This is a genomic window from Microbacterium sp. LWO12-1.2, assembly GCF_040675875.1.
Taxonomy (GTDB): domain Bacteria; phylum Actinomycetota; class Actinomycetes; order Actinomycetales; family Microbacteriaceae; genus Microbacterium.
The window spans coordinates 1,269,877-1,281,989 of record NZ_JBEGII010000001.1 but is presented as its reverse complement, the minus strand read 5'-3'; the positions used below and the strand labels follow the sequence as shown (position 1 = coordinate 1,281,989).

Below are 12,113 nucleotides of genomic sequence, written 5' to 3'. Positions count from 1 at the left end.
CGGTTCTCATGAGTTCGGAGAGCCGTCGCATCGCGCGGGTGCTCCTCGACTCCCCGTTGCCACAACTGGACCGTCTCTTCGACTACTCGCTCCCGGCCGAACTCGGTGACGTTCCGCTGGGCGCTCGGATCAAGGTTCCGCTACGCACCGCGGGGCGCGTGATCGACGGCTATGTCGTCGAGCTCGGTGTCGAAGACGATGCGGATCGTCCGCTCTCCGAGGTCGACAGCATCGTGTCTCCGGTGTCGGTGCTGCCGGAGCGCCTGCATCGCCTCGCCAGACGCGTCGCTGATCGGGCTGCGGGGTCGGAATCCGACATCCTCCGGCTCGTGATCCCCAAGCGTCAGGTGCGCGTCGAGAAGGCCTGGACTGCGGATTCGCCCACCGTCGGGCCCGACGATGCAGCACTGGCGCACGCTACGGGAGTGCTCGACACCTACGACGGGTTGCTCAGCGTGCTCGAGAACCACGGCCGCGCGGCTGTGGAAGCGGTTCCGGGGGTACGCGCTGACGGGCCGCTCTGGGCGTCGCTCCTCGCCGCCGCTGCCGTGCAGACGTTGGCGGCGGGGGAGTCGTCGATCCTGATCGTCCCCGATCATCGTGACCTCGATCGACTGCTCACCGCACTCGCGCAGATCGCGCCCGAAGAGACGATCATCCGGTACGACTCTCGGCAGACGAATCCGGCCCGGTACCGCTCGTTCCTCCGCACGCTCGAGGACGCGCCCTGCATCGTCGTCGGCAATCGGTCTGCCGTGTACGCCCCCGTGCACGCCGGGCTCGTCGCGATATGGGATGACGGCGATCCACTTCTGGGTGAGCCATTGGCCCCTTATGTCAACGCCCGCGACGCCGCGCTGCTGCGTCAGGAGCAGGAGGAGAGCGCGCTCCTGTTCGTCGGCCACACCCGCACCACCGACGTCGAGCGGTTGGTCGCGCACGGGTGGTTGCAGGACGTGCGGGCGACCCGCCGCGTCCTTCCCCGAGTGGTGCTGAGCACTCCTCAGGAGATGGAGCAACCGACCGCGCAACGTCTGCCCTCGTCGGCGTTCCTCGCGGCGCGGACCGCTGCGGCAGAGGGGCCGGTGCTCGTGCAGGTGTCCCGCCCGGGTTTCTCGCCGTCCCTGGTATGCGCCGAGTGCCGCGCACCCGCGCGGTGCGCGCACTGCGGAGGTCCTCTCGGCGCGCGTCACCGCGGCGCGGTCCCGGTGTGCGGCTGGTGCGGCAGGGGAGCGCGGGCCTGGGCGTGCCCGTCGTGCTCCTCGACGAAACTGCGACTTGCATCATCCGGGAGCGAGCGCACGGCGGATGAGCTCGGACGAGCGTTCCCCGGTGTGCGGGTCATCGTCGCCGACAGCGCTCATCCGATCGAACGTGTCGATGCGAAGCCCGCTCTCGTGGTCGCCACCCGCGGCGCTGAACCACTCGCAGATGGCGGTTACCGCGCTGTCGTGCTCCTCGATGGGCCCCGCATGCTGCAGGCGCCCGATCTGCGCGTCGGCGAATCGTGTCTGCGGTGGTGGTCGAACGCGGCAGCCCTCGCCGCTCCCGGAGCGCCCGTGCACCTGGTCGGTGTCGACGGCGGCACGGCCCGCGCTCTCGCGACGTGGAATCAGGCCGGCTATGCACGGTCGGAGCTCGAGAGCAGAGCCCCGCTGCACATGCCGCCGACCACACGGGTGGCGCTGGTCGAAGGGACGGCCGCGGCGGTCTCGCGCGCGCTGATCGCACTGGGCGAACTCGCCCTCCCGGCCGATGCCGTGCTGGGCCCCGTACCGATGGAGTCCGATGACGTGCCGCCGCGAGTCAGGGCGCTGGTGCGCTTCGAGTACGCAGCCGGAAGCCGCGTGGCGACCGTGCTGCGCGCGGCGGTCGTGGCCGAAGCGGTGGCCAGTCGCCGCGGCCGGGGCCGCAATCCGAGGAGCGCTCTCTCGGTTCGCCTCGATATCCTCGATCCAGAGCTTTGATCCTTCCGGAGTACCTTCATGCGCCTCGTCTTCGCCGGCACGCCTTCTGCGGCCGTTCCCACTCTGCGCCGTCTGGCGCGCGACCACGACATCATCGCGGTCGTCACTCGACCCGATGCGCCACTCGGGCGCAAGAAGGTCCTCACGCCTTCTCCTGTCGCGCAGGCCGCCGGTGAACTCGGCATACCGGTGATCACCGCTGCGCGTCTGGACGACGAGGCGACGCAGCGCATCGCAGCGCTGCGGCCCGAACTCGGCGTGATCGTCGCCTACGGGGGACTGGTGCGTGAACCGCTGCTGTCGACACCGGATGCGGGGTGGATCAACCTGCACTTCTCGCTGCTTCCGCAGTGGCGTGGCGCGGCACCGGTGCAGAGGGCGTTGATCGCGGGTGACGCGCAGCTCGGCGCGAGCGTCTTCCAGCTCGTGGCAGAGCTCGACGCGGGAGCTGTCTTCGCTTCGCGCGTGGTCGACGTCCCGGCCGGCGCGACCGCCGACGTCGCACTGGAGGCGCTGGCGATCGACGGGGCCGAGCTCACAGCGGAGGTCGTGGCGGCGATCGCTGCAGGCACGGCGCGCGCTGTCGCGCAAGAGGGAGAGGCGACGTTCGCCCCCAAGCTGTCGTTGCCCGACGGACTCCTGGACTGGTCGCGACCCGTGGAAGAGGTGTTCGCGCGGTTCCGGGGCGTGACGCCGGAGCCGGGCGCGCACACCACGCTCGACGGACAGCGCCTCAAGATCCTCGAGGCGTCACCGGCACCCGAGGCCGAGTCCCTCGAGCCCGGTGCGATCGTGGCGACGAAGGCTGCGGTGCTGTTCGGCACGGCCTCCGCGCCGCTCGCCGTCACGCGGGTGCAGCCTGCGGGCAAGGGAGCGATGAACGCCGCTGACTGGTGGCGTGGGCAACGAGGAGCTGAAGGGGTGCGTGCCGGGTCATGAGCGACGGTCAGCAGAATCGCCCGAACAGGCGTCCGCAGGGGCGTGTCGGCGGAACGGGGCGCTCGGCACCAGCGCAGTCCCGTGGGCCGGTGCGCACGGTCCAGGCTGCGCGCCGCGTGGCGTTCGACGTGCTGCGTGCCGTCTCGGACTCCGATGCCTACGCGAACCTCGTGCTTCCCACCGCGATCGCGGAAGCGGGACTGAATCCGCAGGATGCGGCGCTTGCGACCGAGCTCACCTATGGCACGCTGCGGCGCCGGGGCACGTACGACGCGATCATCGCTGCAGCGGCTGATCGCGGTACAGACGGTATCGACCCTGCCGTCTTGGATGCGCTGCGCCTCGGAGTGCATCAACTGCTCGCCACGAGAGTGGCATCCCACGCCGCAGTGAACGAGTCGGTGAACCTCGTCGCGACCGAGGTCGGTCGCGGGGCGTCGAGCTTCGCGAACGCGGTGCTGCGCAGGATCACCCGGCAGAGTCCCGAGGACTGGCAGGAGCAGATCGAGCGCGAAGCCCGCTCCGACGATGAGCGGCTGGCGTTGCGTTCGGCGCACCCGGTCTGGATCATCCGCGCGCTCCGGCGCGCTCTGGCCGCCGAGGGCCGCGTCGATGAGCTCGAGGCGCTGCTCGAGGCCGACAACGTCTCGCCCGAGGTGACTCTCGTCGCGCTACCGGGTCTCGCCGAGCCGGACGACCCACGACGACCGTACGCCGCGACGGCCTACGGCTCTCCGGGTGGGGACCCGTATCGGATCGTCGCCGGATCCGGCGGAACGGTGCGGGTGCAGGACGAGGGTTCTCAGCTCGTCGCGCTCGCTCTCGCGGCAGCTGCGCCGATCGGCGAGGGCGAGCGCTGGCTCGACCTCTGCGCAGGGCCCGGCGGCAAGACCGCACTGCTGGCAGCAGTGGCTCATCAGCATGGCGTGACCGTCGAGGCGAACGAGGTCGTCCCGACCCGCGCGCGGCTGGTGCGCAATGCACTGCGCGGCGTGCCAGGCGATGTTGTGGTGCACGAGGCGGATGGCCGCGAACTCGCGACCTCACGAGCAGGCGAGTTCGACCGCATCCTGGTCGACGCGCCGTGCACGGGCCTCGGTGCGCTGCGTCGACGCCCGGAGGCCCGGTGGCGGAAGAGCCCGGCCGACGTCGCCGAGCTGGTACCCCTGCAGGTGGAGCTCCTGAGCGCCGCCGTCGAGGCATTGGCGCCGGGCGGCATCGTCGCGTACGTGACGTGCTCACCGCACCTGGCCGAGACCACCGGTGTGGTGCAGGATGTGCTCCGTTCGCGCGATGACCTGCGCATGCTCGATGCGCGCGCCGTGGTCTCCGGGGTCGCACTCGCACCGATCGACCTCGCAGACGACGGTCGCTCCGAATCCGGAACGGTGCAGCTCTGGCCGCACCGCCACGGCACCGATGCCATGTTCCTCGCGCTGCTGCAGCGCACACCACAGGGAGAGTAGAACCATGGATCTGCCCCGCGCCCCCCGTATCAACCCGAGCATCCTCGCGGCGGACTTCGTCAACATGCAGGCGGATCTCGCCCGCATCGCGACGGCGGACTTCGCCCACGTCGACGTCATGGACAACCACTTCGTCCCGAATCTCACGTTCGGTCCGCAGATGGTGGAGCGCATCCAGGCGACCAGCCCGATCCCGCTCGACGTGCATCTGATGATCACCGACCCGGATCGGTGGGCGCCGGGGTATGCGGAGATCGGCGCTGCGAGCGTCACCTTCCACCTCGAGGCCGCCGCCGACCCCGTGTCGCTCGCGCGTCGTCTGCGCGACATCGGCGCCCGCGCCGGGGTCGCGGTCAAGCCGGGAACACCTGTCGAGGGGTTGTTCAGCGTGCTGGACGAGTTCGACCAGATTCTGGTGATGACGGTGGAGCCGGGCTTCGGCGGGCAGGGTTTCATGCCCGAGACCATGCCGAAGCTGCGCGCACTGGCCGATGAGGCCCGGCGACGTGGCTCCCAGGTCTGGTTGCAGGTCGACGGCGGCATCTCCGACGCCACGATCGAGCAGGCGGCCGCGGCGGGAGCCGACACCTTCGTCGCCGGATCCGCGATCTATGGAGCGGAAGACATCGAGGCGGCGGTCACTCGGCTCAGGGACCGCGCGCGAGCCGCTAGCCTTGAGTGGTGAAGACTTTCGACGAGCTGTTCGCTGAGCTCAGCGTCAAGGCCGAGACCCGCCCAGAGGGATCCGGCACTGTCGCAGAGCTCGACGGCGGTGTGCACACGATCGGCAAGAAGATCGTCGAAGAGGCCGCCGAGGTCTGGATGGCATCCGAGTACGAGTCCGATGAGGCGGCTGCCGAGGAGATCTCGCAGCTGCTCTACCACGTGCAGGTGATGATGATCGCGAAGGGTCTCAGCCTGCAGGACGTCTACCGACATCTGTGACGCGCTCCGCTCCTTCTCCTTCGAACTGAAAGCTGTTCATGCTGCGCATCGCCGTTCCCAACAAGGGCTCTCTCTCCGAGACCGCCGCTGAGATGCTCGCAGAGGCCGGTTACGCCGGTCGACGCGATCCCAAGACCCTGCACGTCATCGACGCCGACAACGACGTCGAGTTCTTCTTCCTGCGTCCCAAGGACATCGCCACCTACGTCGGATCCGGCGCGATCGATGTCGGCATCACGGGCCGTGACCTGCTGCTGGACGCCCGGATGCCCGGCGCCCGCGAGATCGAGGCACTGGGCTTCGCCGGTTCCACGTTCCGCTTCGCCGCCCCCTCCGGACGCTACACGGATGTGTCCGAGCTCGACGGACTGCGCATCGCGACGTCCTATCCGGGCCTCGTCGACGCCTTCCTCGACGAACGCGGCATCGCGGTCGATCTGGTTCCGCTCGATGGTGCAGTCGAGTCCGCCGTGCGGCTCGGTGTGGCGGATGCTGTGGCCGACGTCGTCGAGACCGGAACCACGCTCCGTCAGGCCGGGCTCGACGTGTTCGGTCCTGTGATCCTGCAGTCCGAGGCCGTGCTCATCGCCGGTCCCGTCGACGCCGATGGTGCGGAGACGCTGCTGCGCCGTCTGCGTGGCGTGATGGTGGCTCGTCGTTTCGTGATGATCGACTACGACCTTCCCCTCGCCCTGCTCGACGACGCCGTGAAGATCGCGGGCGGCGTCGAGTCGCCGACCGTCTCGCCGCTGCGCGACCCGGAGTGGGTGGCTGTGCGGGTGATGGTGGCACGCGCGCGGGTCAACCCCGTGATGGACGCGCTGTACGCGCTCGGCGCGCGGGCCATCCTGGTCACGGCCATCCACAACGCGAGGCTCTGATGACCCTCGCCAGCCGTGTCATCCCGTGCCTCGACGTGGCCGACGGCCGCGTGGTCAAAGGCGTCAACTTCGAGAACCTCCGCGACATGGGTGACCCTGTCGAACTCGCCAGGCACTATGCCGCACAGGGTGCTGACGAGATCACCTTCCTCGACGTCACGGCCACGGTCGACGCGCGCGCCACGACCTACGACGTGGTGCAGCGCACCGCAGAGCAGGTCTTCGTGCCACTGACCGTCGGCGGGGGAGTGCGCAGCGTCGATGACGTGGCACGGCTGCTCTCGGTCGGCGCCGACAAGGTGGGTGTCAACTCCGCGGCGATCGCGCGTCCCGAGCTGATCGGCGAGATCGCCGACCGATTCGGTGCGCAGGTGCTCGTGCTCTCGCTCGATGTGAAGCGAGCCGACACCACGCCGTCCGGGTTCGTCGTCACGACGCACGGTGGACGGACGCAGACGACGCTGGACGCCGTGGAATGGGCGCGCGAGGCCACCGAGCGTGGTGCCGGCGAGCTCCTTGTCAACTCGATCGACGCCGACGGGACCCGCGACGGATTCGATCTCGAACTTGTGCGACTCATGCGCGAAGCCGCCTCCGTTCCGGTGATCGCCTCGGGCGGTGCCGGTCTGGTCGAACACTTCGCCCCGGCGATCAAGGCGGGCGCGGATGCCGTGCTCGCCGCGAGCGTCTTCCACACCGGCGCGCTCACGGTCGGCGATGTCAAGAACGCGCTGCGCGCAGAGGGAGTGATCGTCCGATGAGCGACATCGAGACGCGGATCGCACAGGTCGCCTGGAACGCCGACGGCCTGGCCCCGGTGATCGTGCAGCAGTGGGACACGCTCGAGGTGCTGATGCTGGCCTGGGTCGATGCGGAGGCGCTGCGTCGCACGTTGACCACCGGCCGCGTGACCTACTGGTCCCGCTCCCGCCAGGAGTACTGGCGCAAGGGCGACACCTCCGGCAACATCCAGGTCGTGCACGATGCGCGTCTGGACTGCGACGGAGACGCCATCCTGCTCCGCGTCGACCAGACCGGACCTGCCTGCCACACCGGCACGCGCACCTGCTTCGACACGACGGACCTCGAGGCCGTCGCAGGAAGCACCACGGCATGAGCATCGCCCGACGCGGTCGTTCACTCTCGGTACTCGGATTCCTGCTCGCCGGAGCGATCGGGATCATCTCCTCCACGCAGACATGGGTCACGGTGGAGCGTGCGGATGCCGGAGAGGCGATCCTCGTACCCGGTGCCTCGGCACTGGTGCTTCTCGCGCCGCTCAGCCTCGCGGTGCTCGCGCTCGGCGCGGCGCTCTCGATCGCAGGACGCCCCGTGCGACTCGTGTTCGGTGTGCTCGCCGGCGCATGCGCCGTGTTCCTCGGCTGGTCGACGCTGCAGCTGCTCATCTCTGTGCCGGAGTCGGCGATCGGCCCGACGGTCACGGAGGCGACAGGGCTCGCCGGCAGCGCTGCACTGGCCGACGTCGTGCAGTCCGCCGTGCCGACCGCCTGGCCCGTCATCGCACTGATCGGCTGGATGATCCTGCTCCTCGCCTCACTGCTGGTGCTCGTCACATGGCGGAAGTGGAAGGCGGGTGGGCGGCGCTATCGCACCACGACCGCGGATGCGCCGGCACACGATGGCCCGATCGACGCGGTCGATTCCTGGGACGACCTGTCCCGCGGAACCGACCCCACGCGTTGACACCGATAGACTGAACCCGATCCCGTAGTCGTCCCCGGAGGAGAACATGACCAACCCGATCGCCGACCCCGGCCACGGACACTCGCCGGCGGCCTGGACCGCCGTGATCATCATGCTCGTCGGCTTCACGGTCGGCACGCTGGCGTTCTGCCTCGCTGAGTTCAGCCCCGTCTGGGTCGCCCTCATCTGGGTCTCTGCCGCACTCATCCCGATCGGTGCGCTCGTGGGCTGGGTGCTCGCACGCGCCGGCTACGGCGTGAAGGGCCCCAAGTACTCGCCGAAGGCGCACTAGTGGTCCTCGCCGACCTGACGGCCGGCGCAGTCGCTGACGCCGAGCGTCGCTCTCAGTCGCGCCCGCTGGCACAGGTCGAGAGCGATGCTCTCGCACGTCCTGCGGCCAAGGATGTCCTCTCGTTCCTCGCCCCGGCGGATCGCGTGAAGATCATCGCCGAGGTCAAGCGGGCGAGCCCGTCTCGCGGTGCGCTCGCGTCGATCCCTGATCCGGCACTTCAGGCGTCGCTCTACGAGACCGGCGGTGCGTCGGCCATCAGCGTGCTCACCGAGGAACGCCGCTTCGGTGGCAGTCTCGCTGATCTCGAGGCGGTGACAGCGCGGGTCTCGCTTCCCGTGCTGCGGAAGGACTTCATCGCCACCCGCTATCAGGTGCTCGAGGCACGGGCTGCCGGCGCCGACCTCGCGTTGCTGATCGTCGCCGGTCTCGAACGCTCGGTGCTGGAGGAGCTGTTCGGCTTCATCACCGAGCTGGGCATGACCCCGCTGGTGGAGACGCATTCGTCAGATGAGCTCGAGGTCGCGATCGACCTCGGCGCCCCCCTGATCGGTGTGAACGCGCGCGACCTCACCACACTCGAGCTGGATCGTGACCTGTTCGGGCGTCTTGTCGACCGCATTCCCGACACCGCGGTGAAGATCGCCGAGTCGGCTGTTCTGACGCCGGACGACGTCACCCACTACCGCTCCGCCGGCGCCGATGTGGTGCTGATCGGCGAAGCCCTCGTCACGGGCGACCCAGTCGCCACGTTGACGCGGTTCCTCGAGGCCGGATCCCTTGCACTACCCGGCAGGAAGAAGACACCGTGAGCCTGCGCGACCAGCATGGTCCCTACTTCGGAGATTTCGGCGGCCGGTTCATGCCGGAATCGCTCATCGCCGCGATCGACGAGCTGACGGCCGCGTATACGGCTGCAGTCGCCGACCCCGAGTTCCGCGCCGAGCTCGCTCATCTGCTGAGCTCCTACGCCGGTCGGCCTTCTGCGATCACCGAGGTCGCCCGCTTCGCCGAGCACGCCGGGGGAGCGCGCGTCTTCCTCAAGCGTGAAGACCTCAACCACACCGGTTCGCACAAGATCAACAATGTGCTCGGTCAGGCACTGCTCACCAAGCGGCTCGGTAAGACACGCGTGATCGCCGAGACCGGTGCTGGCCAGCACGGCGTGGCGACGGCGACCGCCGCTGCACTGTTCGGCCTCGACTGCACGATCTACATGGGCGAGGTCGACACCGAGCGCCAGGCGCTCAACGTCGCGCGGATGCGCCTGCTCGGCGCCGAGGTGGTGGCAGTGACCTCCGGATCACGCACACTCAAGGACGCGATCAACGATGCGTACCGCGACTGGGTCGCGTCGGTCGAGACCACCAACTACATCTTCGGCACGGCCGCCGGCCCGCACCCGTTCCCCGCAATGGTGCGCGACTTCCAGAAGATCATCGGCGAAGAGGCGCGAGAGCAGCTCCTCGCCGAGGTCGGACGTCTTCCTGACGCCGTGGTCGCCTGCGTCGGTGGCGGATCCAACGCGATCGGCATGTTCGACGCGTTCCTCGACGACGAAGGTGTGAAGCTCTACGGCGTCGAGGCGGCGGGTGACGGGGTCGACACACCGAGGCACGCAGCATCGATCGAGCGCGGTCGTCCGGGTGTGCTGCACGGCTCCCGCACGTACGTCCTTCAGGACGAGGATGGACAGACCGTCGAGTCGCACTCGATCTCGGCGGGACTCGACTACCCGGGAGTGGGTCCGGAGCACTCGTGGCTCGCCGACATCGGTCGTGCCGAGTACATCCCCGCGACCGACGACGAAGCCATGCAGGCTCTGCGTCTGCTCAGCCGGACCGAGGGGATCATCCCCGCGATCGAGTCCGCGCACGCGCTGGCGGGCGCGCTGCGCATCGGCCGCGAGCTCGGCCCGGATGGTGTGATCGCCGTCTGCCTCTCCGGACGCGGCGACAAGGACATGGACACCGCTGCGAAGTACTTCGACCTGTACGATGCAACGACGACCGACGGCGGCAACGCATGAGCCGGGTCGAAGCAGCGATCCTCAAGGCGGAGGCCGAAGGGCGCAGCGTTTTCGTCGGCTACCTGCCCGTCGGCTTCCCGGACCTGCAGACGAGCATCGACGCCGCGATCGCGCTCGCGCAGAACGGCGTCGACATCATCGAACTCGGTCCGCCTTACAGCGACCCGGTGATGGATGGGGCGGTGATCCAGGAGGCGACGACCCTCGCCTTGGCTGCCGGGTACAAGACAGCTGACCTCTTCACCGCGCTGCGAGCCATCACGGCCGCTGTCGATGCCCCCGTGCTGGTCATGACCTACTGGAACCCGGTGCTCCAGTACGGCATCGATCGCTACGCCGACGACCTACTCGCTGCCGGAGGTGCGGGGCTCATCACGCCCGACATCACGCCGGAAGAGGCAGGGGAGTGGATCGCGGCGAGCGAGCGCACCGGCCTCGACCGCGTGTTCCTCGCTGCTCCGACGTCTTCGGATGCGCGTCTCGAGCTCGTCGTGAAGGCGTCGACAGGCTTCGTCTACACGGTCTCGACCATGGGGATCACCGGTGAGCGTGCCGAACTCGATCGCGCCGCCCGCACCCTCGTCGCTCGCCTGCGCGCGCACGGAGCCACCCGCGCGTGTGTCGGCATCGGCATCTCGACCGCTGAGCAGATCGCCGGGGTGTCAGAGTACGCAGACGGCGCCATCGTCGGCACCGCACTCGTCCGCGCCCTGCGTGACGGCGGAATCCCCGCCCTCGCAGAAGTCACCCGAAACCTGGCCTCCGGCACGTCGTCGGCACGCCCCGTACACGAGAACTAGAATCGCACTCATGTCCCTTGCGCTCCACACCTTCAACGGCGTGCTCGCCAGCATCCCGAGCCCTCCCGTGTCCTACATCGACCTGGGACCGATCCGCATCCACTTCTACGCGCTGTGCATCATCGCCGGCATCATCGCCGCCACGCTGATCACGAACCACCGTCTCACCAAGCGCGGTGCAGAGCCGTGGGTCGTGATCGACATCTCGATCCTCGCCGTTCCGCTGGCGATCATCGGCGCGCGCATCTTCCACGTGCTCACCCACCCGAACTTCTACTTCGGTGAAGGCAAGAACACGTGGAACCCGTTCGAACCCGGGTCCGTGTGGGCCATCTGGGAGGGTGGCATCGCGATCTTCGGCGCTCTCATCGGTGGCGCGATCGGTGCGTACCTCGGCTGCAAGTGGACGGGCATCCGCTTCTGGACCTTCGCTGACGCGCTCGCCCCCGGACTCCTGCTCGCACAGGCGATGGGCCGCTTCGGGAACTGGTTCAACCACGAACTCTTCGGACTGCCGACCGACCTGCCCTGGGGCCTCGAGATCGAGTCGACGAACTCCGCATTCCCTCCGGGCCTGCCCGAGGGCACGCTGTTCCACCCGACGTTCCTCTACGAGGTGCTGTGGAACGGCCTCGGCGTGCTGGTGCTGCTGTGGCTCGGCCGCAAGCTGTTCTTCCAGTGGGGCCGCCTGTTCGCGATCTACCTGATCTGGTACAGCGCTGGGCGCGTCGTATGGGAGTCGATCCGCATCGATCCGAGCGAGATCATCCTGGGGCTGCGCAGCAACGTCTGGGCTGCCATCATCGGCATCCTCGTAGGCCTCGCGATCCTCATCGTTCAGACTCGTCGTCACCCCGGCTTGGAGCCTTCGCCCTATCAGCCGGGGCGCGGACGGAAGGATCTGGACGCTGATGTACAATCGCAGGACAATCCCTCTGATTTCGTGGACGTGAGCGAGCCTCCGTCCGAGGAAACGTCAGCAGGAGCCACTGCCACAAGCACTGCTCCCACAAGCACCGCTCCCACGAGCGAGGCAGGCGCTCGATAAGCCGCCCTCGTGGCGGGAGACCATGTATTGAACGAGCGGGCCAAC

General features: G+C 68.7%; 14 protein-coding genes. All 14 read left to right on the top strand.

Annotated features, from left to right (window positions below; genetic code table 11):
- Window positions 1-8 precede the first annotated feature (8 nt).
- The 14 genes from MRBLWO12_RS06075 to lgt all read left to right on the top strand — a co-directional run bounded on the left by MRBLWO12_RS06075 (window position 9) and on the right by lgt (window position 12,068).
- A complete protein-coding gene (locus tag MRBLWO12_RS06075; protein WP_363553664.1) occupies window positions 9-1,967 on the top strand; it encodes a primosomal protein N' in 1,959 nt (652 codons plus the stop codon).
- An 18-nt stretch (window positions 1,968-1,985) separates the two neighbouring features.
- Window positions 1,986-2,906 carry a methionyl-tRNA formyltransferase gene (gene fmt, locus MRBLWO12_RS06070; protein WP_363553662.1) on the top strand — a complete coding sequence of 307 codons (921 nt, stop codon included), beginning with the start codon at window positions 1,986-1,988 and terminating at the stop codon, window positions 2,904-2,906.
- A gap of 89 nt (window positions 2,907-2,995) precedes the next feature.
- The gene (locus tag MRBLWO12_RS06065; RefSeq protein ID WP_414685447.1) at window positions 2,996-4,372 is read left to right on the top strand and encodes an RsmB/NOP family class I SAM-dependent RNA methyltransferase; all 1,377 of its coding nucleotides are present in this window, start codon (window positions 2,996-2,998) and stop codon (window positions 4,370-4,372) included.
- Window positions 4,373-4,376: 4 nt separating this feature from the next.
- The gene (gene rpe / locus MRBLWO12_RS06060) at window positions 4,377-5,057 is read left to right on the top strand and encodes a ribulose-phosphate 3-epimerase (protein WP_363553658.1); all 681 of its coding nucleotides are present in this window, start codon (window positions 4,377-4,379) and stop codon (window positions 5,055-5,057) included.
- Complete coding sequence (locus tag MRBLWO12_RS06055; RefSeq protein ID WP_042536637.1) at window positions 5,054-5,317, top strand: phosphoribosyl-ATP diphosphatase; 264 nt, start codon at window positions 5,054-5,056, stop codon at window positions 5,315-5,317. The genes rpe and MRBLWO12_RS06055 overlap by 4 nt, the downstream gene beginning before the upstream one ends.
- 38 nt (window positions 5,318-5,355) lie before the next feature.
- A complete protein-coding gene (hisG, locus tag MRBLWO12_RS06050) occupies window positions 5,356-6,198 on the top strand; it encodes an ATP phosphoribosyltransferase (RefSeq protein WP_363553656.1) in 843 nt (280 codons plus the stop codon).
- Entirely contained in the window at window positions 6,198-6,959 is a 762-nt protein-coding gene (gene hisF, locus MRBLWO12_RS06045) for an imidazole glycerol phosphate synthase subunit HisF (RefSeq protein WP_363553654.1), read from the top strand. Before hisG ends, hisF begins: the two co-directional genes overlap by 1 nt.
- Window positions 6,956-7,315, top strand: coding sequence for a phosphoribosyl-AMP cyclohydrolase (gene hisI, locus MRBLWO12_RS06040; RefSeq protein WP_363553652.1), 360 nt, complete (start codon window positions 6,956-6,958; stop codon window positions 7,313-7,315). Before hisF ends, hisI begins: the two co-directional genes overlap by 4 nt.
- Window positions 7,312-7,902: a Trp biosynthesis-associated membrane protein gene (locus tag MRBLWO12_RS06035; RefSeq protein ID WP_363553650.1), complete on the top strand. Its 591-nt coding sequence runs from the start codon at window positions 7,312-7,314 to the stop codon at window positions 7,900-7,902. Before hisI ends, MRBLWO12_RS06035 begins: the two co-directional genes overlap by 4 nt.
- Window positions 7,903-7,948: 46 nt before the next feature.
- Window positions 7,949-8,194 carry a DUF6704 family protein gene (locus tag MRBLWO12_RS06030; RefSeq protein ID WP_141872003.1) on the top strand — a complete coding sequence of 82 codons (246 nt, stop codon included), beginning with the start codon at window positions 7,949-7,951 and terminating at the stop codon, window positions 8,192-8,194.
- Window positions 8,194-9,003: an indole-3-glycerol phosphate synthase TrpC gene (gene trpC / locus MRBLWO12_RS06025; RefSeq protein WP_363553647.1), complete on the top strand. Its 810-nt coding sequence runs from the start codon at window positions 8,194-8,196 to the stop codon at window positions 9,001-9,003. The genes MRBLWO12_RS06030 and trpC overlap by 1 nt, the downstream gene beginning before the upstream one ends.
- Entirely contained in the window at window positions 9,000-10,220 is a 1,221-nt protein-coding gene (gene trpB / locus MRBLWO12_RS06020; RefSeq protein WP_363553645.1) for a tryptophan synthase subunit beta, read from the top strand. Before trpC ends, trpB begins: the two co-directional genes overlap by 4 nt.
- Window positions 10,217-11,020, top strand: coding sequence for a tryptophan synthase subunit alpha (trpA, locus tag MRBLWO12_RS06015; protein ID WP_363553643.1), 804 nt, complete (start codon window positions 10,217-10,219; stop codon window positions 11,018-11,020). Before trpB ends, trpA begins: the two co-directional genes overlap by 4 nt.
- 10 nt (window positions 11,021-11,030) lie before the next feature.
- Window positions 11,031-12,068 (top strand): prolipoprotein diacylglyceryl transferase, encoded by a 1,038-nt coding sequence (lgt, locus tag MRBLWO12_RS06010; protein ID WP_363553641.1) that lies wholly within the window; start codon window positions 11,031-11,033, stop codon window positions 12,066-12,068.
- Window positions 12,069-12,113 lie beyond the last annotated feature (45 nt).